We start from the raw sequence: 22,281 nt of genomic DNA, 5'->3' as shown, positions 1-22,281 counted from the left end.
GCTATTATGACGATAAATAACACATTGACTATCGAGCAAGAATTAGTGGATGAGCATATTCTTCAGCAAATGATCAAAGATACGTGCGCCGAAATCATCCCTACCTTGATTGATCACTATGTCGAAGAGTCACGCGATCGCATGGAGAAAATAGAGCAAGCATTAAGCACAAAAGACCTTCAAACATTAGAGTTCGAGGTTCACACACTGGGCAGTTCTGCTCTCGCTCTAGGCAATCGAACGCTTTCAAGACAAGCAAGAATGATTGAGAAGTACTGTGTCGAAGGAAAAATACCAAAAGCATTGGAGCTTTGTGAAACACTTCCTCAACTCGCCAATGAATCGTTTGATGCGTTAGAAAAGCGAAAAGCTCAAGGGTTTGAGTAGTATCAGTGTCTTACTCCCTAGCGAAGCATCGCGTTTGATAAAGCGCGATGCCTACATCATCTCAGAAATTTAGGCTCCAAATTCAGTCACCCTCGCCAAGCCACACACCTTGAAATTATTTGGGTATAACTTAATCAATTAAAAAGTATGGATTTTTCGCAAATTTCCTACCTTGTGCTAATACTTAAATAACGCTTTTCTCAAATTGAGAATTTTCAGCACTAGAGAGCTATAAACCACTCATAATGCCAAATAGTAGTGCTGACAAAAATCATAAAAAATGAAACAAACTACGTTGGGATGGGACTATGAGACCAAGGGTGTTACTGGTAGAGGACTCTACTTCACTAGCCATACTTTATAAGCAGTATGTTAAAGACGAACCTTATGACATTTTTCATGTCGAGACAGGTCGCGAAGCGATTCAATTTATTGAAAGAAGCAAACCTCAGCTCATCATTCTCGATTTGAAACTGCCCGACATGTCTGGCGAAGACGTGTTGGATTGGATCAACCAGAATGACATTCCTACGTCCGTTATTATTGCTACGGCACACGGCAGCGTCGACTTAGCCGTTAATCTAATTCAAAAAGGTGCGGAAGATTTCTTAGAAAAGCCCATAAACGCTGATCGCCTAAAAACATCAGTCGCATTGCACCTCAAACGCGCCAAATTGGAAGATTTGGTGGAAAATATTCAGTCCAAGTTTGATCGCCACAACTATCACGGATTCATCGGTTCAAGCCTCCCGATGCAGGCGGTATACAAGACCATTGATGCTGTTGCGCCAACTTCTGCCAGTGTGTTTATTGTGGGAGAAAGCGGCACAGGTAAAGAAGTTTGTGCTGAAGCCGTCCACCGCCAGAGCGACCGTAAAGACAAGCCTTTTATTGCAATTAACTGTGGGGCTATTCCACGAGATTTGATGGAAAGTGAGATTTTTGGTCACGTTAAAGGGGCCTTTACTGGAGCAACAACAGATCGAAAAGGTGCGGCGACGCTGGCACATGGTGGTACGCTTTTTCTTGATGAGCTGTGTGAAATGGAACTTGAGATGCAAAAGAAGTTGCTCCGTTTTCTACAAACGGGCACTTACACCCCTCTTGGTGGCACTCGAGAAATGAAAGTAGATGTGAGAATCATTTGTGCCACTAACCGAGATCCATTAACAGAAGTAGAAGAAGGTCGTTTTCGTGAAGACTTATACTACCGTGTGCACGTTATACCTATCGATATGCCCCCATTACGTGAACGAGGAAGTGACATCGTCACGCTTGCCAAGCACTTCTTGACCACTTACGCCAAACAGGACAAAAAGAAATTCTCAACAATCGACAGCGAAGCTCAACATATCATCAAGCATTACGAATGGCCGGGTAATGTAAGGCAACTACAAAACATCATACGTAACATTGTGGTGCTTAATAACGACGAAAAAGTCACGGTGAGCCACCTACCCGCTCAACTTACTAAAAAGTCTAAAGTGACGAAAACAACGACGCCTGCGCATGTTGCTCAAGAGTCAGCAAACATTGCACCAATCACACCACCACCTGTTTATACTGAGGAACCTTCACCTTCTGCGGTCGAACCGTCGATTACCGCAGCGGAGCTGCCTGGTACACCGTCCTCTGCTGCTACCTCACCGTACTTTAACGCTGATGGAACCATTCGTCCTATGTGGCAAGTAGAGCGTGAAGCAATTCAAAACGCAATCGCGTACTGTGATGGCAACGTCCTCAACGCCGCTGTCATGCTGGAGTTAAGCCCATCTACGGTTTACCGAAAAAAACAAGCGTGGGAAGCGGATGAAATTAATCTCGAACAATCTTGATAAACCTGCCATTGGTGAAATTTGGATCTTGCTTGATAGCCGTCTATTCGGTGGCATTGAAAGTCACGTTATCGAGCTAGCTCGGGGATTAATCGCCTTTGGACACAAAGCTCGAGTTGTGCTAACCACTGAGTATTCGCCAGCCGCTCAGATTGTACAGAAGGCAAAAGAAGCCGCGATCCCTGTGAGTTACTTAAACTATTTGTCTGGCGAGCCCAATAAAGCTTTAAAAATTAAACACCTAACAAGCGCCGTCGCCAATCACCAACCCTCAGTGGTTCACTCCCATGGTTATAAAGCGTCGATTTTGTCGCGCTGCGCCAAACTGCTCACCCGTACGTTTCCTCGTTTGATTTCAACTTATCATGCTGGTGAATCGTCCTCAGGGAAACTATGGCTATACGATTGGCTTGATAGAAGCTCCGGCAGCCTATCTGACCATTGCTTTGCTGTCAGTCCAAGTATTCAGCGCAAAGTTTTTTGTTCTTCAGAACTGCTGAATAACTTTGTTTCGATTCCCAACAGTCAACTCAACTATCAGGAGATCGCTTTTGTCGGCCGATTGAGTCAGGAAAAAGGCGCCGATCAATTTATTGAGGTAGCGAGGCTCTGTCCAACATTACAGTTTAGTGTGTACGGTGATGGCCCGGAAAAAGAGTCGCTTAATCAAACTGCCCCTTCAAATGTGACTTTCTTCGGCCATCAAACCGATATGGAAGGTGTTTGGGAAAATATCAGTGTACTTATCATTTCTTCTCGTTATGAGGGTCTTCCAATGGCGGCGCTTGAAGCCATGTCGAGAGGCATTGCCGTGATGAGCTTACGTGTAGGTCGTCTTCCAGATATTATCCAAACGGGTAAAAATGGTTTTATCGTCGAAGACATTCCCTCTCTTGCTAAATGTCTTCATGACTGGATGTCGATTGGTGAAGCGCAACAATCACTCATTCGCCAGAATGCTCGACAAACCATCATTGATGATTTCTCAGCGCAAAGTGTGATTCCCGTATTGCTACAAAAATATCAAATTGAAACGGATCACTAATCCATATTGGTTCTCAATATGAGAATGATGAGTTCCAAACATAAATATCATATAAGATTCAATCACATAAACTAATAGCATATTTTGGCATCTCTATTGCAGCTCAGCAGTTAACGCAGATTAATGATGAGACAGAGGTGACTTATGACTACGCCAAAACGCATTCTATATGTTCATTATGGTGATAATTGGATTCGCGGCAGTGAAGTGGTGCTTCTGGATCTCATTTCAGGAATCGACCGCAATAAGTTTGAGCCATTCGTATGGTCAAACTGCCAACCATTAATCGATAAGTGCCATTCGCTCGGAATTGAAGCGGAACATTCATCCTTCAATTTGGTTGGTGGTTGGAGCGCTCCACGCTGGGATATTAGCGGGTGGAATAGCCTTATCAAACAAGGCTCAGCTTTGATCGAAAAGCACAGCATCGACTTGGTACACGTCAATAGCGGCGGCCCTTGTCAATGGATGTGTTTGGCTGCTCGCATGAATCATATACCACTTGTCACGCAACTTCATTGCCATTATACATTGCGCGATCGCTTCTCTCTCGGACTTCACCTCTCTCCAAAATTGATTTGCGTTAGCAAAGATGTTGGACGCGAAATTCTTCAGGACGGCTACCCGCAAAACCAACTTCATGTCGTACACAACGGCGTGTCACTTCAAGGCGTGGATACACCCATCGACATTAAAGATCGACTCGGAATCCCATCACAGGCCTTTACCTTTCTGTCGGTGGGTTCGCTGATTAAGCGCAAAGGGTTCGACCGCCTTATTCGCGCAATGCGCATGCACAACTACCACCACCACAACCCTCACCTTGTTATTGTTGGTGACGGCGAAGAAAGAGAAGCATTGCAACAGCTTGCCGCGGATCTTGGTATCCAAGAGCGAGTGCACTTTGTCGGGGAGCAACACAATGCCGGAGAGTGGATGTGTGGTAATGCAGACGCTTTTATTAGCGGCGCCTATGAAGAGGCCTTTGGTCTCGTGCTCGGGGAAGCGGCTTTAGCTCAACTGCCTATCGTGGCTCCTAAAACGGGAGGCATTCCTGAGTTGTTCGAGCATAATCACTCTGCATTGCTGTACCAGAACAGTGGAATGGCGAGCCTGTTAAACGCGATTCAACAAGTCATGCAAGACGCGGCATTAAGAAACAAGCTGGCGGAAAACGCTTACCTACATGCTAGCCAGAACTTAACGACGACTGCATCTATCAACGCTATTGAACGTATTTACGAAGGTGAACTTAATAACAACGCCATTACACCAATGCCAATGACTCACTGCATGAAGCCTCTTTCACGCTGGTTGAGCATCAATTGAGGAGCCCGGTCATGAAACGTGTATTGATGTTCGACGCCATCCCAATGCAAGGTGGATCCAAAATCGCGAATGCAGAGCTCCTTAAGCAGTGCGATAAGCTGAACGTGATTGGTTATCTACTCACTACAAATCCAGAGCATTGGGCGTCACTGCTTAGTGATACACCGCGTGTGCAAGTTATAAAAATAAAACCATCACCATTTAACTCGACTCATGGACTGACCTACTGGTTGATGAACGCTTACTACTTTCTCCAACTTCTCTACGCGTGCATGAAGCTGCCAAAAATAGATAGCTTTTTGGGCCTATCTTGCCCAAGTAATGATATGCCTTTGTACTTACTACGATTAATTAGCAAAAAGCCTGTGGTACAGATGGTTCATGGTCCTATTGGACGATCGAGATCTGCTGGCTACTGCTTAGTAAAAGCATCGGCAATTTACTACTTGGCAAACACCCGCGAATCAATGGTAGAAGCATTACAGGCCTACCTCAAAACAGAGAAGCCAGCCACCGAACGCTATTGGTGTGGTTTGAATACATCTACGTTTGTTAATGGATTATCGAAAGATCGCTGGCCAAAACAAGCGAATCCGATTTCAAACCGCGTTTTCTGGGCAGCTAGCTTACTAAAATGGAAGAACATCGATCTTTTGCTTGATGCTTTAACACTTGATGAGTCGAAAAAGATCAAATCCACCGTGTGTTACATCAAACCTAATGTGGCAGGTGTGGAATATTCAACACCGGACTTCAACAGACAAGGTGTTGAATGGCATGAGTGCCCAAACAACTTAGATGAATTGCGTTCACAGTGTGGTGTGTTTGTTTCCACCAGTCTCAACGAGCCTTTTGGGTTATCTATTTTGGAAGCTCTCGCTGCAGGTATGTGTGTCGTCATTCCACATGATGATAGTTATTGGGACCGCGTGTTAACTCACGGCCGAAATTGTATTAAATACACGCCTAACAATGTGGCTTCGTTACACAACGCAATTCGCCTTTTGAATGAATCGCCGTGGATGAAAGTAACGATGGGTATCGAAGCACTTAATGTTTCTCAACTATACACAGCCGAACGTTGTTATTTGCCAATCGCCCAGCACCTTGCTGCCGAAATTGCTACCAACAATGATTGCACACTCAAGACACCGCGAGACATCAAAGGATATGATCATGTCTAAAGCAATGACCAACATGACGCTATTTGCTATCGCCTTAGTGATCAATAAAAGCATCAGCCTAATCATGCTGCCTGTATTGCCCCACTTTCTCTCACCAGAACAAATGGGCAAGCTTGAGCTTCTAACAACCTTTGGTGTTGTTACGACCTTGTTTGTCAGTTTCGCTTTGCATGAAGCGCTTTATCGATTCGTCGGCGTTGAAAAGGATCAAAATACGCGCACAAGCCTACTAAACCAGCTGTACTCACTTGCTTTACTCATCGCTGGCGTCGTCGCTCTTAGCTTGCTCACTATCATTTTAATCGCCCCCATTCCCGCGCCTTTTACGCGAGTCGAATTTGCTATTGTTATGTTTGCCATCGTTCTAGAAGGCAGTATTGCAATCGGCACTGCCTGGTTAAGAACACAAGACGACAAAGCAAGAACACTGCTTAACGTCATGGTCACTACCACCATTTTTCAGGTCATTTTTATCGTCGCGGCGCTGTCTGTTCATCCCCATGTTATTTCTGTTTTGTGGGGGGGCTTGTTGGCTGCTATTACTCAATTTGTTTGGCTGCACATCGTTAACCGTTACAATGTCACCCTTCCTAAGCTGACATTGGCAAAACAATACCTAAACTACTGCCTACCAATGATGATGGCTGGATTGGTTGCGTTCTGCCTCAATGGCGCTGAGCGCTGGTTCATTGGTGCCAACACTTCTCTTGCGACGTTAGGGATTTACGCGATAGCGGTAAAATTTGCAGTGGGCATGTGTATTTTAGTGCAGCCATTTGGCATGTGGTGGATGCCACGTCGATTTAACTACTTAGAAGGGCGCAAGAACACTGAAGCAGTGCGCATCACACACCTAGGTATGATTTACATCACAGGTTTGAGTGTAGTGGTCGGCACATTAGCAATGGTGATGATCACCTACTTACTGCCAGAAACCTATCATGAGGCGGTACTATTTAGCTTATTCTTGCTGCCTATCGCCATGTTAAAAGAATGGAGTGAATTGATTAACATCTCCATTTTGTACAAGCGTCGTACTCGCTGGCTACTGGGTATAAATGTCGTCTCTGCGTGCGTTGCGATTGCTTTGCTGTTTGGCTTATCTTCTCTGGGCATTTATGGGGTATTCATTGCGCTTTATTACGCACAACTGTGTAAGTTGGGCCTGACTTATGTAGTAAGCCAACAATGTATGACGTTGCCTTTTCACCTCAGTCTGATGGTTTTATTACAGATTATATCCGGTGTGGCACTGTTCCTGCTTCACTCTTCACAATCAATAGGCATCGCCATCGCAATTTGCATTTTGACATGCAGTTTGCTGGCATGGATAGCCACTCGCTACGTGAGTAAAGAGACGCTAAATGCTCTCACTCGATACATAGTGAAAAGGCGTGGACAGGTGAAGAGATACTCGTTATGAATGAAACCAAGGTGAGAACAAAACAGTCCATCGCAGCACTGACGATCACTGTCTGTATCGGCCTGCTTTGGATTGTTATGCCTCATCCCATTTTGATTGTCGCGTTGTGTTTCGCACCACTCGCGTTACTGTTTGTTCTCAATCAAACGTTTTGGCTTGTCACACTGTTCGTTATTTTTTCATTCTTTCGTATTCACGAAGCCTTTCCTGTTATCTATAACTTCAAGATCCCATTACTGTTATCACTGGGGGCACTCGCCGCACTCGCTTTTCACCTTCTTATAAGCCGCCAGATTACAGCTTTTTGGCACCCTTCATTAAAGTGGCTGTGTATATTTTGGGGTCTGGTGATCATCGGAATCATATTCGCTTCCAGTCGTGATATCGCAATAACGGTGTTCAAAAACACCTATTGGAAAATCATCATTATGACGTTGGCCATCACCTGGCTTATTACTAAACCTTCACAGCTCGCACAGATGTCAAAAGCAATTATTTTCGCCGGATTATTGATTGGCTTAGTGGCATTACAAAACGCAGCGAATGGCATTGATTTAGTCGAAGGGACGCGCGTGTCGATAGGACGCTCCATAGGTTCAGTACTTGGCGATCCTAACGATTTGGCACTAGTGCTGATGTTTCCCCTTGCCTTTACCGTTAGTCAATTGATGGAGAAGCATTCCCCCAAGCATCTCAGGCTCTTTGCCCTTATCACCTGTTTGGTTTTGTTCTTTGCGATCATTGAGACGCAGAGCCGCGGGGGGTTACTAGGTTCACTGTCTGTATTTGCCTACTTTGCTTTTAAACATATCAAAAGCAAAACATTAGTCTTGGTATTAGGCGCTATCGCAGCGATCGTACTCTACGCATTCGCTGGTATTTCAGGACGAGAATCGGGGGGAGCCGCTGAGGATGGTATAGATGCCTCTGCGATGGGGCGACTTTATGCGTGGGAAGCGGCATTTAAAATGGCGCTGCATCACCCGTTGACTGGCGTAGGTCTAGATAACTTCTACTTTAATTACTATTTCTACAGCCCACACTGGGATGGTATCAACCACGCCGTCCATAGCACTTGGTTTGGCGTGTTAGCAGAAACGGGTTTTGTCGGGCTCGCGGTGTTCATCACTTTAATTGTGTCATTGATCCGCACCTCTTTGCATTCCATCTCATTGTTGACACCAAAATCAGATTACACCCTCTCTGTTGGAGCAAACGCCGTGTTAAGTGGGCTTATCGGTACCATCGTATCAGGCACTTTTCTGACTCAAGGTTTCACTTGGCCAATTTACATTCTAGCGGCATTAACAGTTGTCGTTAGCCGAATTGTTCAAAGTGACTGTCAAAATGAGAAATCCTAGTTTCAAACATAAACAAAACCCATAACTCACTGTTTTAAAATGGCTAATTCCTTGGCACGCATTGTGATTACTCACTTAATTAGTAATCAAATAACCAAGACTCAAGGAGAGCCACATGACAGACATCGTAGTATTTGGAGAAGATTTTGGTGGGTTACCCTCTTCCACTCAGCATATTGTCAAGCGACTAGCAGCGAACCATCGCATCCTTTGGGTTAACTCCATTGGCCTTCGTCAACCTAAGCTGGATTCTAAAGACATACAGCGTGCGTTAAACAAACTCACTCGTGTATTTCATAACGTAGACTCACACAAGCCAACATTGGACTCTGAAACAAGCCCAAACATTCACATCATCAACTTGCTCACCATTCCTGCCCCTAGCTCTGCATTAGCAAGAAAAGTGGCCGCTAAGATGATGAAACACCAACTCAATAAACAATTACAAGCTCTTGGTTTTGATAAGCCTGTATTTTGGACGTCGCTCCCGACTGCTGCCGATCTTTGTGCAGAAATGAACCCACGTGGACTGATTTACTATTGTGGCGATGACTTTAGCGCTTTAGCTGGTGTTGACCACGACACGGTGGCCAAGCACGAACGTACTCTTGTTAATGCGGCCAGCGTTATCTTTACGGCAAGCGAAACACTCTCCACCAAATTTCCATCTGGTAAAACCGTCACTTTGCCTCACGGTGTCAACTTTAGTCTGTTTTCTGAGCCAGCACCTAAGGCTGAAGATTTTCCTAATAATGGTCGCAAGGTGCTGGGCTTTTATGGCAGTTTGTCGGAATGGTTAGACTACGACTTAATTGCCCAAGTCGCAGACCAAGCGCCTGACTGGGATCTCGTGTTCATCGGCCCTAACGAGTTCAGTGATAATCCACTTCCACAAAGATGCAACGTATACTACCTGGGCCCGAGAGCGCATCACACTCTGCCACGTTACTCCCAACACTGGGATGCCAGTTGGTTGCCCTTTGTTGATAACGCTCAAATCAAGGCATGTAATCCGCTTAAACTTCTTGAGTACTTGGCAACAGGAACCCCTGTTATCAGCACACCGTTTCCTGCATTAATGCCCTACAAACATATGCTTCATGTGGTTCAAGATGTCGAAGACGTGCGTGCCAGTCTCGATCACCTGATCCCACCCCCGGCAAACTCAAAGCAATATGTTCAACAGCAAAGCTGGGAAGCAAGAGCCAACCAAGTTGATAAATTAGTGAGGGCGCTATGAACGATTTAAGAGAAAACCTCAGCGTACTGTTACATGGAGCTTGGAGACGTCGCTACATGATCGTTATTCCTATGCTTGTCTTGCCGGTGCTGGGTTTCATCGTAAGTAAACTGGTTCCGACGACTTATGTTGCTCATACCAGCATGCTTATTCAAGAGACAGCGAAAATGAACCCGTTCCTTCAAGACCTTGCCGTCTCAACAATGCTGAAAGACCGATTGAGCGCACTCAGTACTCTGCTAAAAAGCCGACACGTTTTGTATTCAGTCGCAAAAGAACAATCGTTGATCAATGACGAGATGAGTGCAAAAGAGCAAGAGTTCATCATAAAAGATCTCGCGTCGCGCCTGTCTGTTCAGCCACTCGGTAAAGACTTCATTCAAATTCAATTGCAAAGTGGTAAATCAGAAGGAATGGAGTCGATGCTGCTGTCTGTCAGAGAGCATTTTGTCGAACAGCTTTTGGCTCCTGAGCGTTCTTCGATTAAAGATTCGAGCCATTTTTTGACTATCCATATCAACAAACGCAGGGAAGAACTAGACAAGGCTGAACAAGCCTTTGCAGAATATAAAAATACTTACTCAGACGCGACGCCCGAAATGCAAGCTCAAAGCCTTACTCGCCTTGCTAGCCTCAAACAAACGTTAGCCGAAAAGGAGGCGGAGCTTGCTGGTGTTTCACGAAGTCTAGGCAGTTTGGATCAACAACTATCCAAAACGAACCCGGTTATCGGTAAACTGGAAGAGCAAATCATCGACATTCGTAGTGAACTTACCCTGCTTCGCGCTAAATACACAGAGGCGCATAGTTTAGTGCAAGGTAAGTTGCGAGAATTAAACCGGTTGGAGCAGGAACGCTCGGTACTCTTGAACTCTAAACAACCAGAACTAAACAGTGCTCAACTATGGGATATCGCGAGCAATACCACAGTAAACAGTCTTGGCGAAGCACAGCCTCTACTTGTCTCCCAACTACATCAATTACAAATGATGCGCGGACGTTTTGAAGCACTTACGGAAGAAACCAACAGCTTGCGAGACATGATCCAAGAATTAGAGCGAAATGCGCACCAATTTGGGAGCACAGCGACAGAAATCAACCGCTTAGCTCGTGACGTCGCAGTGAAGAGAGAAATGTATGATGAACTCGTCGAACGCTATGAGATGGCCCAACTAACGGGTTCTTTGGGAGAATTTGAAGAGAATAAGCGCGTAAAAATCATTGATGAACCGTTCACGCCAACGATCCCAACTAACTTACCTAGTTTTGTATTTGTCATTTTAGGATTTATTGGTGGCGCTGGTTTAGGCATTGGATTAGCGACGATACTAGAGTTAGCCGATAACTCTATCCGCTCTAAAAGAGCATTAGAAAAACACCTTGGTGTTCCTGTCATCACCACTTTACCTAACGTAGTGTACGGAAACTAACCGCCATAAGAACTCATTTACAAGCACTCGGTCGGCGAGTGCTTTTCTTTTACTACTGCCTTATACAGCCTCATAGCATGTCCACTAATATGAATCTCAAATTGAGAATAAACATAAAGTCTCATAAACATCAATATTAACCTATTGTTTTTAAATGATTAATTTTTTGGCACGCAGTCTGCAACTCCTAAATAAACAAAGAACTCAACGAGGGTTTGAAAATGGAATTCAGACAAAAACACAATAACACTAAGCACAGCAAAAAAGTGATATTACACGTCGTGCAACACTTAGCTCCTGGTGGTTTAGAAACGCTCGTACTAGAAATGCTTCGTTTTGCGCAGCCAAACCATTCCGTTTTTGTCGTGAGCTTAGAAGGAAGCAAAGAACATGCACTACAAGGCTGGCAAAAACTATTGCCCTACCAAGGCCAACTGCACTTTCTTAATAAGAAACCTGGATTCAGCGGAAAAACCATCAGTACGCTGACTTCCATGCTCAAAGGACTTAAGCCTGACGTGGTCCACACCCATCATATCGGCCCACTTCTGTATGGTGGTATTGCTGCACGTTTAGCGCACGTACCTGTAGTGATTCATACCGAGCACGACGCATGGCACCTTAATAACAAAAAATCAGCTCGACTACAGTCCCTTTTGCTAACGATGATTCGCCCGCAAGTAGTTGCGGATGCTAACTTTGTCGCCCATCAAATACAGACTAAGTTAAAGTATCGCAAAATTTGTACTATCCATAACGGGATTGACTGTCAGAAGTTTAAAAGCGGTGACCAAACGGCAACAAGACACTTGTTTGAACTTCCAACCGACAAAATCGTGATTGGCGTTGCCGGGCGTCTAGAAGCAGTTAAAGGCCATAAAGTGCTTATCGAAGCATTCTCTCATCTTACGCCAAACACACACCTAGCCATTGCTGGAGATGGTTCTCAGCGAGTTCAATTGGAAGCACAAGTTAGAACGTTAAAACTTGAAGATCGAGTAACCTTTTTAGGCTTGGTCGACGATATGCCCAGCTTTTACCAAAGCCTAGACTTGTTTTGCTTACCATCACTTCAAGAGGGATTTCCTCTCTCAACCCTCGAGGCTCAAGCATGTGACATTCCTTGCGTCGCGACGGATGTTGGCGGCGTGAAAGAGACGCTCTGTCCGAACAACAGCACACTGGTTGAAGCAAATCGCGTGTTTTCGTTGGCCGAAGCGTTATCACAGCAACTGGAATCATCACACCATTCTCCTCGAACTTTTATTCTCAAACACTTTGATATCAGAGACATGGTGAGTCGCTACTCACGTTTGGCCAAGGAGGCTAGTTATGAATGATTTACTTTGGATTATAGGGTTTGGTTTATCCGCGTTTTTGATTGTCTATCATCACGTTGGGTACCCACTGCTCCTTAAGTGGCTTCCTTTAAAACAGCAAGACGAAGCCAAAGCACCATTTGTAGAGCGAGCTTACAAAGCCTCCAAAACAGACAGCCAGCTACCCTCTATTACTGTCATCGTGCCCGCCTACAATGAAGAACAATGGATAGCAGAGAAGATCCGTAACCTTGCGAGCCTAGACTACCCGAGGGATAAATTAAGAGTAGTGATCGCATGTGATGGCTGCACAGATAACACAGCCGAGATTGCTCAAGCGACAATTCAAGAAGCAATCTGCTCTGATACTCTGTTCATTATTAATGATCACCAAGTCAATCGTGGTAAAGTTGCCCTACTCAACGAAGAAATGCGTCATGTTAGCTCGGACATTACCGCACTGAGTGACACGTCGGCATTGATTTCTTGCGATTCTCTATTGCTAGCTAGTCAGCATTATCAAAATGAGAACGTTGGAGTGGTTAACGCAACATATCAAATAATGAGCACTGATAACCAAGGTGAAGCGGCGTATTGGCAATACCAGTCTCGAGTAAAGCACCAAGAATCTTTGTTAGGTTCAACGATTGGTTCCCACGGTGCGTTTTACACTTTCAGAACTCACTTATTTGAACCACTGGAAGTTAGCACCATTAATGACGACTTTATTCTCCCTATGAGAATCGTTTTGCGAGGCTATAGCGCTATTTACGAGCCAAACATGCTGGCTCTTGAACTAGAACAGAGCTCAGACAACGCAGATTTCAAGCGGCGCCTAAGAATTTCAGCGGGTAACATGCAGCAGCTCATGCAATTAAAGAAATTACTGCTACCTCGTTATCGTGGCACTGCCTTTGCATTTCTATCGGGAAAGGTTCTGCGCTTAGCAACACCCTATTTGATGATTGTTTGCTTTATTTGCTCACTACTACTGGCACACAATCCGCTGTTTCAAGTAATGCTGTCCGCACAAGTTGGTATTTATAGCATCGCGCTTATCACTTACTTGATGCCAGCACTTAACACAATTAAACCTTTTAAGCTGATTAGCTACATCGTCATTGGTCATCTCGCCAACTTTATCGGCGGTATGAAGTATTTACTCGGAATGGAAAATGGACGTTGGAAACGCGTCAACCAATAAGGAAAGCATCATGAAAAACTCACGCTACGATTCAAATGTATGCCACGCGAAAAGAACGTTTGATGTACTGGTTGCAATGCTTATTTTGGTCGTCACTGCACCGCTATTCCCATTTATCGCGCTAGCTATAAAAATCACATCGAAAGGCCCAGTGATCTATCGTCAACTGCGTGTTGGGCGCTGTACACCAGAAAAAATGGATCTTTTTCAAATCATGAAGTTTCGCACCATGTATATTGATGCAGAGCAACGCTCTGGCGCAGTATGGGCAACTGAAAATGATCCCCGCATCACGCCAGTAGGACGCTTTTTACGCAAAACGCGTTTAGATGAACTACCTCAACTGTTTAATGTGTTGAGAGGTGAAATGTCGATGATTGGGCCGCGCCCAGAACGCCCAGCTTTCTACCAGAAATTGGAAGATGAAATCCCCTATTTTGTAGAGCGCACATATGGCGTGTTACCAGGTATCACAGGCTTAGCTCAGGTTAACCAAGGCTATGATGCATGCATTGAAGATGTAAGACGCAAAGTTGGGTTTGACCACAGTTACGCACTAAGCTTAGGTTCGTTTTACTCTTGGATTTCAATGGACCTTTCAATCATGAGCAAAACATTCGTTGTGATGATTGACGGACGAGGTCAATAACTTCCGGTTCTGGTAACGGTCACTCTTGCCACTGGCGGCGCATCTTTTCTATCGTCGCTGGTGGCACGTCATGAATGCTTTGATACGCTCCGTGACACACTTTAATTTCCACCTCGATGCGCTTCTTCATGCAGTAGTCCATGTAACGCTTCATCTCCCAATGTCGAACAAACGTATTGCTCACAATCACGACTCTCCCTTTGTTCAGCCACTTTCTAGCTTTCTGAAAACACCACTCATGCGCTTGAGGTAATTGAACCGGTTCAAAGTGATAATCACCTTCATCATTTTCAAAATACATGTCAGCTTCAAAATGCTTAGCACCAAGCTCTATCGCTAGTTGTTTTGCTAAGGTTGTTTTACCTGAACCCGGAAGTCCACGAATAAGAATGAGTTTAGCCAGTGACATAATGCAGTTTAATGAGGTGGGAATAAGCCTAAACTGTAACGAAATTATTGGAAAAGAAAAGTAGAAATAAAAAATGCCGAGCACATTAGGCTCGGCATTTAAACTCAATCATGGATCGTGTTGTATTTATTTGTAAGCTGGCAGTTCAGTTCTTAACCCTTTCACCAGACTGACGCACATCAACAGCAGAACAAAAGTAAACGGTAATCCTGTTGCAACAACGCCTGATTGCAATGCTTGCAGGGCTTCTTTACCACCAACCCAAAGCATTACGGCTGCAATTGCACCTTCAATACACGCCCAGAAAATGCGTTGCGGTACTGGTGCATCAATCTTACCACCGGCGGTAATACTATCGATAACCAGCGAGCCAGAGTCTGACGATGTAATAAAGAATACCAGAATCAGCACGATAGAAAGCATTGAAATCACTGAGCTATACGGAAGCGCATCGTAAACATGGAACAGAGTCAATGAAATATCAGTTAGGCCATTTGCACCTAGCTCACCAACTTTATTCACCACTTGGTCAAGCGCGATACCACCAAACACAGACATCCAAGTCAAAGTAACAACTGTAGGAATAACGATGACTGCGAATAAGAATTCTCGAACCGTACGACCTTTAGACACACGCGCGATAAACATACCAACAAACGGTGACCAAGATACCCACCAAGCCCAGTAGAATACCGTCCAGCCGTGCATCCAAGTTTCATCTTCACGACCGTGAGGGTTACTCAATGGAATAATATTTTCAATGTAAGCCATTGTTGTGTCGCGTAGCGAGCTCCACGCCGTATCAAACGTGATGAAGGTAATGAAAATAAGCAGCGCAAACGCAACCACCATATTGACGTTACTCAGTAGCTTAACACCACCATCAATACCACGAATCACTGATAGCACCGCGATAAAGGTAACGAAGGTGATCACAATCATTTGTGTACCAATGCCGCCTTCTAGACCAAAGACATGGTTAATACCACTGGTCGCCTGCTGAGCACCCAGACCTAGCGACGTTGCAAGACCAAATAGCGTCGACAAAACGGCAAGGATATCAATAACGTGACCTAACCAGCCCCATGCACGGTCACCAAAAATTGGATAGAACGCCGCGCGCAATGAAAGTGGTAAACCTTTGTTAAATGCAAAAAACGCTAATGCTAGTGCAACGAGTGCGTAAATACTCCAACCATGCACACCCCAGTGGAACATAGTGGCACCCATCGCGAGGGATTTTGCTTCTTCGGTGTATGGTACTGCGTTAAGTGGCATTCCCCACCAATCAGTGAAATACGCGGTCGGCTCAGCCACACTCCAGAACAGAAGACCAATACCCATACCCGCGGCGAAAAGCATCGACAACCAAGAAACGGTTGAGTGATCCGGCGTTGCTTCTTTGCCACCTAAGCGGATTTTACCTAGCGGAGAAAAAAGAAGAGCAACGGCGAACAATAAGAAGAAGTTTGTCGACCACATAAAAAACGCATCAAACTGTTCGATAATTCCGTTTTTTAGACCGTTTAATACGTCACGAGCAGTGGTTGGCTCAACAAGAAGAAGTGAAATCAGACAGAAAACAACGAGCCCCGCACTAATGCCAAAAACCGGGTTATGTATATCGAATCCCCACTTTTGAACGTTATCCTGTCCAACCTGATAATCGGTTGTATCAATACTATATTTTTTAAATGCATTATCCATAAATACAAATTTAACGTGAATTTGAAACGCCCCTCAGGTGAGAAGAACTCCAATACCGCCCTCCATTAATTTGAACTCTAAAGTTTTAAAGCGGAACGAATTTTAGCAGCAATCACATATTTTTGCAAAAAGTCGTGATTTATTGCATTTTAAGCTCAATTCGAGACAGATGAAGGGGAAATAATATCAACACAAAAATTATGAGGTCTAACGATTGATTTTGTCGTAGGTTGTAGACTAGAAAAGGCACAAGAAATACTTAAGTTCATAGCCAGTCACTGCGCAAATAGAGAAGACCTGCGATGATTTGGTTTCACAATTAACGACGAAACCAAATCAGCAAACCTTTCATCCAGCGAGCGTTATAAGAAATGGAAGGTGATGTTCCCTGTTACGCTGCTAACGGTATCGCTATCGCCTTCAATATCCACGCCAAACGCTTGATAACTCGCGCCCACAGACACATTGTCAAGCAAGAAGTATTCGGCACCAACACCATACATGTAAGAGACGCCATCATCTTTGTCTAAGTTTCTAAGTCCGCCGTCATAATCAACGTTGAATGCATTGATGCCGCCTTTTGCGTAAACGTGTAACGGGCCGAAGTCGATACTAGGTTTCGCCGCTAAATAGAATGAATCAAAATCAGCACTACCCCTGCTGCCACTCAAAGATAAATCCACTTTGCCGTGGTTAAAGTAGCCTGCTTCAATGCCAATGAACGGCAAAATACCAGTACCAACATGAATACCGTAGGTTGTATCATTTTCGCTGTCGATATCGGACTGACCAATTTGGCCACCAGCGTAAATCCAAGAGTCAGCCATAGCTGATGTTGAGCACAACGTTAGAGCGAATAACGAGAGTGTTTTTTTCATACTATCCCTTCCTGATCGATTCCTAAGCGAAACATTACGCAAATATGCGCATTTAATCGCCACTATATATTGGAAAGCATAGGCATTTTAAGACTCTAAAAGTGAATAATTTATGTTCAACTTTTGTTTTGTGACTTCCAGACAAAAAAACACCGGCATAAAGCCGGTGTGTTTCATATGGTGTTAGAAAGCTTGACGCTTATAGGAAATGTAGTGTTGCGTTAACAGAGAACGTGCTGATATCGTCTTTACCAGCAGTGTAGTTCATGTAGCTAGCACCAACAGACATTGGGCCAAAAATGAAGTACTCAGCACCCACACCGTACATTAGGTCCAAATCGTCATCGTCTTTGCCGCCTTTCACTTTTTTGTCCCACTGATGGAAACCACCTTTTGCGTACACGTGTAGCGGACCGAAGTCGATACTTGGCTTAAGTGCTGCGTAGTAAGAAGTTAGCTTAGTGTCTTGACCATTTACGTTGAACTCACCGTGCTGTGTTACACCAGCTTCAACACCAATGATAGGTAGAATGCCTGTACCAACGTGAACAGAGTATGATGTGTCCGTCTCACCTTTGTAGTCAGACTGACCTACTGTTGCACCACCGTAAATCCAAGAATCCGCCATTGCCGCAGAAGATGCGCCAAGTAGCGCCACTGCTAATAGAGTTTTTTTCATCATCTACCTTTACTCTTTATTATTCCCACGTCTGCATAACTCAGTCGTTGGTACTACAAATAAAGGGAGGCGAACTATTGCCTCCCAGAACTAAAAAATAATGCTTATTGAGTTACTAGCAATTAGTGTACCAGCAACTTCTTAAGCGATAATTACAAATCTGACACTATTTTACTGGTTGATTAGCAAGCATCAATCGCGTTTTTGACTCGTTTATCAGAAACAGGATAAGGAGTGCCTAATTGTTGAGCAAAGTAACTCACGCGAAGCTCTTCAATCATCCAACGCACTTCTTTTACATTTTCAGGAATGGCCACACCTTTCGGGATCTTGTTCAGCAACTCTTTATAGTCTTGAGTCACAGATTCAATCTTCAGCATATGTAAACGATCTTTGTTTGGATCGATTGGCAACTTCTCCATACGACGCTCTATCGCGCGCATGTAGCGAAGAATATCCGGCAAGCGTTTCCAGCCACATTCCGTTGCAAAGCCTTTGAAGATCAAGCCTTCAATTTGTGCTTTGATATCGGACAGAGCAAACGCCATTGTGAAGTCGATCTTGCCTTTTAGCTTCTTATTGATGCTAAACGCCGTGGTCAGAATAGTCTCAACCTGTTGAGCAATCTCTACAACGGTGTCACCCAATTCAGCACGAACGTGTTCTTTCAACGCTTCGAACTTCTCTGGCTCCCAAACTAAACCACCCTGCTCTTCAATAAGCTTATCGACACCACAGGCAATGCAGTCATCTATCAGATCAAGCACTTTGCCGTATGGATTAAAGTACAGACCCAGCTTCGATTTGTTCGGTAAGTTGGCGTGCAAATATTTAATTGGCGACGGTACGTTCAATAAAATTAGGCGACGCTGACCAGCACGCATTGCCGTTATCTGCTCGTACTCCGTTTCGTAGAGTTTGATTTCAACGCTGTCTTTGGTATCAACAAGCGCCGGATACGCTTTTACATCGTAGCCGCCACGTTTTTGTTGATACACTTTCGGCAATTCTCCAAAACTCCACGTATGCAGACCTTGCTGTTCGATATCGTCATCCGCAACTTTGGAAAGCGTTTCTTGAACTTTGTCTTTCAAACTTTCTTTCAGTTCATGAAGGTCTTTGTTTTCCTTCAGTTTACGATTTCGGTGATCAACCGCACGAAACGTGACTTTCAAGTGCTCAGGTACTTGTTCCAAGTTCCAGTCTTCACGCAGCACTTCTACGCCCGTCATGCGTCGCAACTCTTTCTCCAATGAATCTAACAGCGGCGCTTCCATTGGCGTAACGCGTGCTAAGAATGCATCGGCATAGTTCGGCGCAGGTACAAAGTTCTTACGAATTGTCTTTGGCAACGATTTAATCAAGCTAACCACAAGCTCATGGCGTAAACCTGGGATCTGCCAATCAAAGCCCGCTGGTTCAACTTGGTTTAAAATCGGCAACGGCAAATGCACTGTGACACCGTCACTATCATCGCCTGGTTCAAATTGGTAACTCAATTTGAGCTTCAAACCATTTTGATGCCAGAAGTTCGGGTAATCCAAATCGGTCACATGGCTAGCATCACCCTTGAACAGCATCTCTTTTTCAAAGTTCAGCAGTTCCGGATTTTCTTTAGATGCCTTTTTCCACCACGTATCGAAGTGTTTGCCAGAAACGACTTCAGTACCAACACGTTGGTCATAGAAATCAAACAGCTCATCATCATCCACTAAGATGTCTCGACGACGAGATTTATGCTCAAGCTCTTCCACTTCTTGCAGAAGCTTACGGTTTTGCTTAAAGAACGCGTGTTTGGTTTCCCATTCACCCTCAACCAATGCACTACGAATGAAGATTTCGCGACTTACGGTCGAATCGATACTGCCGTAGTTGACCAAGCGTTTCGGTACAATTGGTACGCCGTAAAGCATGACTTTCTCGTGCGCCATCACCGCCGCACGTTTCTTCGACCAGTGTGGTTCGCTGTAACTGCGTTTAATAAGGTGTTTAGCTAACGGCTCAATCCATTCTGGTTGAATCTTTGCGATGATACGACCCCAAAGCTTTGAGGTTTCCACCAGCTCGGCTGACATAATCCATTTAGGTTGTTTCTTGAATAACCCCGACGCTGGGAAGATATGAAAGCGAGCATTACGAGCGCCTTGATATTCATTCTTTTCTTGGTCTTTCATGCCGATGTGCGACAGCAAACCAACCAAAATGGCACTGTGTACGCCATGGTAAGAAGCGGGCTCGTCGTTAAGCTTGGACTCCATCTCACGCATCGACTGATGAATTTGGAAGTACACATCTTGCCACTCGCGAACGCGCAAGTAGTTCAAATAGTCTTGCTTACACTGTTTGCGGAACTGATTGCTAGACAAGGCTTTTTGCTGCTTTTGGATGTATTCCCACAAATTCACAAATGTCAGGAAGTCCGACTCTTCATGGAAGAAGCGACGATGTTTATCGTCTGAAGATTGTTGTTTGTCGGAAGGACGCTCGCGTGGATCTTGAATCGACAAGGCAGCTGCGATGATCATCACTTCTTTAAGCGCACCATATTTTGGCGCTTCCAATACCATACGCGCCAAGCGCGGATCGATTGGCAAACGCGCTAATTGGCGACCAATGGAAGTCAGGCGCTTTTTCGGGTCTTTTACCTCAGAGTTAATCGCACCAAGCTCTTCCAGCAAACGCACGCCGTCTTGGATGTTACGTTTATCCGGTGCTTCCACAAACGGAAACGCTTGAATATCACCCAAACCAAGTGCCGTCATTTGCAAGATAACCGACGCTAGATTGGTACGTAGGATTTCAGGATCAGTAAACTCTGGGCGTGACTCAAAATCTTCCTCTGAGTACAGACGAATACAAATACCCTCTTCCACACGACCACAACGACCTTTTCGCTGGTTCGCACTCGCCTGAGAAACTGGCTCAATTGGAAGACGCTGAACCTTAGTACGGTAACTGTATCGACTGATACGCGCCGTACCCGGGTCGATAACGTACTTAATGCCCGGAACAGTTAGCGAGGTTTCTGCCACGTTGGTTGCCAGTACAATTCGGCGACCAGTATGAGGTTGGAAAATCTTATTCTGCTCACCTGCCGACAAACGCGCGTAAAGCGGCACAATTTCCGTGCTCTTCAGATTACGTTTGGACAATGCATCTGCGGTATCACGGATTTCACGTTCACCGTTCATGAAAATCAGGATGTCACCTAAACCTTCATCGCACAGTTCATCTACCGCTTCGAAGATGCCTTCAAGCTGGTCACGATCATTGTCGTCATCACCGCTTAGTGGGCGGTAACGTGTTTCTACTGGGTAAGTACGACCCGATACTTCAATGATTGGTGCATTGTTGAAGTGTTTTGAGAAGCGTTCTGGGTCGATGGTTGCCGACGTGATGATCACTTTCAAATCAGGACGACGTGGCAGCAACTCTTTCAAGTAACCCAAGATGAAATCGATGTTAAGGCTGCGCTCGTGCGCTTCATCGATAATGATGGTGTCGTATTGATTCAAGAAACGGTCATGCTGAATTTCAGCCAGCAAGATACCGTCCGTCATCAATTTGATTTGGGTATTTTCAGAGATCTGATCGTTGAATCGAACCTTGTAACCAACAAACTCACCAAGCTTGGTTTCCATCTCTTCGGCAATACGGTTAGCAACCGAACGCGCTGCAAGACGACGAGGCTGAGTATGACCAATCAGACCAAATTTACCGCGACCAAGCTCAGCACAGATTTTTGGTAGCTGAGTGGTTTTACCAGAACCGGTTTCACCCGCGACGATAACCACTTGGTTTTCTTCGATCGCTTTCGCAATATCGTCGCGTTTTTGGCTTACAGGCAGGATTTCTGGGTATTCAATCGTTGGTTTGTAGTTGCTGCGCTGCTCTGCAACCATCATGGATTTTGCGATGTCTAATGCGATTTCGTCGAACACAGCATTACGCGCTGCGTCCTTATTAATTTTGCTTGCACCAGAAATACGTTTACTCAAGCGGAAACGGTCGCGCATCATGCACTGATTCAGCGCTTTACGCAGAGATGCAGCACTATTCACTTGAGCCTGAGGTGTTTGAGCTTGTTTCGCTGTCGCTTTTTGCGCACCATTTGACGGTGTCGCTTGCTCTTCAGCTAGATTCTTTTTTGGGGGCTGTGACGAAGTCAAAGCGTTTCCTATTCTTTTCATTACAAAAACTGC

The 22,281-nt window shown here is 44.9% G+C and carries 17 protein-coding genes; 12 read left to right on the top strand and 5 right to left on the bottom strand.

Annotated elements, in window-relative coordinates:
* The first annotated feature begins 6 nt into the window (after positions 1-6).
* From R8N47_RS16490 to R8N47_RS16435, 12 genes are all read left to right on the top strand, one after another.
* A complete protein-coding gene (locus tag R8N47_RS16490) occupies positions 7-387 on the top strand; it encodes an Hpt domain-containing protein (RefSeq protein ID WP_005377636.1) in 381 nt (126 codons plus the stop codon).
* Positions 388-695: 308 nt separating this feature from the next.
* On the top strand, positions 696-2,222 hold the full coding sequence (locus R8N47_RS16485; protein ID WP_031778967.1) for a sigma-54-dependent transcriptional regulator: 1,527 nt from the start codon (positions 696-698) through the stop codon (positions 2,220-2,222).
* Entirely contained in the window at positions 2,197-3,267 is a 1,071-nt protein-coding gene (locus R8N47_RS16480; protein ID WP_064353903.1) for a glycosyltransferase family 4 protein, read from the top strand. The genes R8N47_RS16485 and R8N47_RS16480 overlap by 26 nt, the downstream gene beginning before the upstream one ends.
* A 144-nt stretch (positions 3,268-3,411) precedes the next feature.
* Positions 3,412-4,596 (top strand): glycosyltransferase, encoded by a 1,185-nt coding sequence (locus R8N47_RS16475; protein WP_053350559.1) that lies wholly within the window; start codon positions 3,412-3,414, stop codon positions 4,594-4,596.
* Between the two features lie 11 nt (positions 4,597-4,607).
* Positions 4,608-5,780 carry a glycosyltransferase gene (locus tag R8N47_RS16470; RefSeq protein WP_064353902.1) on the top strand — a complete coding sequence of 391 codons (1,173 nt, stop codon included), beginning with the start codon at positions 4,608-4,610 and terminating at the stop codon, positions 5,778-5,780.
* The gene (locus R8N47_RS16465) at positions 5,773-7,203 is read left to right on the top strand and encodes a lipopolysaccharide biosynthesis protein (RefSeq protein WP_064353901.1); all 1,431 of its coding nucleotides are present in this window, start codon (positions 5,773-5,775) and stop codon (positions 7,201-7,203) included. Before R8N47_RS16470 ends, R8N47_RS16465 begins: the two co-directional genes overlap by 8 nt.
* Complete coding sequence (locus tag R8N47_RS16460) at positions 7,200-8,564, top strand: O-antigen ligase family protein (protein WP_005377645.1); 1,365 nt, start codon at positions 7,200-7,202, stop codon at positions 8,562-8,564. The genes R8N47_RS16465 and R8N47_RS16460 overlap by 4 nt, the downstream gene beginning before the upstream one ends.
* A gap of 115 nt (positions 8,565-8,679) precedes the next feature.
* The gene (locus tag R8N47_RS16455) at positions 8,680-9,804 is read left to right on the top strand and encodes a glycosyltransferase (protein WP_064353900.1); all 1,125 of its coding nucleotides are present in this window, start codon (positions 8,680-8,682) and stop codon (positions 9,802-9,804) included.
* Positions 9,801-11,234: a GumC family protein gene (locus tag R8N47_RS16450; protein WP_005377649.1), complete on the top strand. Its 1,434-nt coding sequence runs from the start codon at positions 9,801-9,803 to the stop codon at positions 11,232-11,234. The genes R8N47_RS16455 and R8N47_RS16450 overlap by 4 nt, the downstream gene beginning before the upstream one ends.
* 221 nt (positions 11,235-11,455) lie before the next feature.
* Positions 11,456-12,574 carry a glycosyltransferase gene (locus R8N47_RS16445; RefSeq protein ID WP_054730656.1) on the top strand — a complete coding sequence of 373 codons (1,119 nt, stop codon included), beginning with the start codon at positions 11,456-11,458 and terminating at the stop codon, positions 12,572-12,574.
* Complete coding sequence (locus R8N47_RS16440) at positions 12,567-13,757, top strand: glycosyltransferase family 2 protein (RefSeq protein WP_064353899.1); 1,191 nt, start codon at positions 12,567-12,569, stop codon at positions 13,755-13,757. The genes R8N47_RS16445 and R8N47_RS16440 overlap by 8 nt, the downstream gene beginning before the upstream one ends.
* Before the next feature lie 10 nt (positions 13,758-13,767).
* Positions 13,768-14,406 carry a sugar transferase gene (locus R8N47_RS16435; protein ID WP_054576904.1) on the top strand — a complete coding sequence of 213 codons (639 nt, stop codon included), beginning with the start codon at positions 13,768-13,770 and terminating at the stop codon, positions 14,404-14,406.
* Positions 14,407-14,425: 19 nt separating this feature from the next.
* Here R8N47_RS16435 and R8N47_RS16430 read toward each other — a convergent pair whose 3' ends face one another.
* From R8N47_RS16430 to hrpA, 5 genes are all read right to left on the bottom strand, one after another.
* The gene (locus R8N47_RS16430) at positions 14,426-14,815 is read right to left on the bottom strand and encodes an ATP-binding protein (protein ID WP_054579474.1); all 390 of its coding nucleotides are present in this window, start codon (positions 14,813-14,815) and stop codon (positions 14,426-14,428) included.
* A gap of 126 nt (positions 14,816-14,941) precedes the next feature.
* Entirely contained in the window at positions 14,942-16,522 is a 1,581-nt protein-coding gene (locus tag R8N47_RS16425; RefSeq protein WP_054579965.1) for a BCCT family transporter, read from the bottom strand.
* 362 nt (positions 16,523-16,884) lie between these two features.
* Positions 16,885-17,400: an outer membrane beta-barrel protein gene (locus R8N47_RS16420; protein WP_005377661.1), complete on the bottom strand. Its 516-nt coding sequence runs from the start codon at positions 17,398-17,400 to the stop codon at positions 16,885-16,887.
* Positions 17,401-17,599: 199 nt separating this feature from the next.
* On the bottom strand, positions 17,600-18,079 hold the full coding sequence (locus R8N47_RS16415) for an outer membrane beta-barrel protein (RefSeq protein ID WP_021033871.1): 480 nt from the start codon (positions 18,077-18,079) through the stop codon (positions 17,600-17,602).
* Positions 18,080-18,261: 182 nt separating this feature from the next.
* On the bottom strand, positions 18,262-22,248 hold the full coding sequence (gene hrpA / locus R8N47_RS16410; protein ID WP_198039104.1) for an ATP-dependent RNA helicase HrpA: 3,987 nt from the start codon (positions 22,246-22,248) through the stop codon (positions 18,262-18,264).
* Positions 22,249-22,281: the final 33 nt, after the last annotated feature.

Source organism: Vibrio sp. 2132-1 (assembly GCF_033344315.1).
This window is presented reverse-complemented; position numbering and strand designations above follow the sequence as displayed.

Excerpts from the sequence above, each read along its gene's own strand:
- R8N47_RS16490 (WP_005377636.1), top strand. The coding sequence starts at position 7 with ATGACGATAAATAACACATTGACTATCGAGCAAGAATTAGTGGATGAG.
- R8N47_RS16485 (WP_031778967.1), top strand. The coding sequence starts at position 696 with ATGAGACCAAGGGTGTTACTGGTAGAGGACTCTACTTCACTAGCCATA.
- R8N47_RS16480 (WP_064353903.1), top strand. The coding sequence starts at position 2,197 with ATGAAATTAATCTCGAACAATCTTGATAAACCTGCCATTGGTGAAATT.
- R8N47_RS16475 (WP_053350559.1), top strand. The coding sequence starts at position 3,412 with ATGACTACGCCAAAACGCATTCTATATGTTCATTATGGTGATAATTGG.
- R8N47_RS16470 (WP_064353902.1), top strand. The coding sequence starts at position 4,608 with ATGAAACGTGTATTGATGTTCGACGCCATCCCAATGCAAGGTGGATCC.
- R8N47_RS16465 (WP_064353901.1), top strand. The coding sequence starts at position 5,773 with ATGTCTAAAGCAATGACCAACATGACGCTATTTGCTATCGCCTTAGTG.
- R8N47_RS16460 (WP_005377645.1), top strand. The coding sequence starts at position 7,200 with ATGAATGAAACCAAGGTGAGAACAAAACAGTCCATCGCAGCACTGACG.
- R8N47_RS16455 (WP_064353900.1), top strand. The coding sequence starts at position 8,680 with ATGACAGACATCGTAGTATTTGGAGAAGATTTTGGTGGGTTACCCTCT.
- R8N47_RS16450 (WP_005377649.1), top strand. The coding sequence starts at position 9,801 with ATGAACGATTTAAGAGAAAACCTCAGCGTACTGTTACATGGAGCTTGG.
- R8N47_RS16445 (WP_054730656.1), top strand. The coding sequence starts at position 11,456 with ATGGAATTCAGACAAAAACACAATAACACTAAGCACAGCAAAAAAGTG.
- R8N47_RS16440 (WP_064353899.1), top strand. The coding sequence starts at position 12,567 with ATGAATGATTTACTTTGGATTATAGGGTTTGGTTTATCCGCGTTTTTG.
- R8N47_RS16435 (WP_054576904.1), top strand. The coding sequence starts at position 13,768 with ATGAAAAACTCACGCTACGATTCAAATGTATGCCACGCGAAAAGAACG.
- R8N47_RS16430 (WP_054579474.1), bottom strand. The coding sequence starts at position 14,815 with ATGTCACTGGCTAAACTCATTCTTATTCGTGGACTTCCGGGTTCAGGT.
- R8N47_RS16425 (WP_054579965.1), bottom strand. The coding sequence starts at position 16,522 with ATGGATAATGCATTTAAAAAATATAGTATTGATACAACCGATTATCAG.
- R8N47_RS16420 (WP_005377661.1), bottom strand. The coding sequence starts at position 17,400 with ATGAAAAAAACACTCTCGTTATTCGCTCTAACGTTGTGCTCAACATCA.
- R8N47_RS16415 (WP_021033871.1), bottom strand. The coding sequence starts at position 18,079 with ATGAAAAAAACTCTATTAGCAGTGGCGCTACTTGGCGCATCTTCTGCG.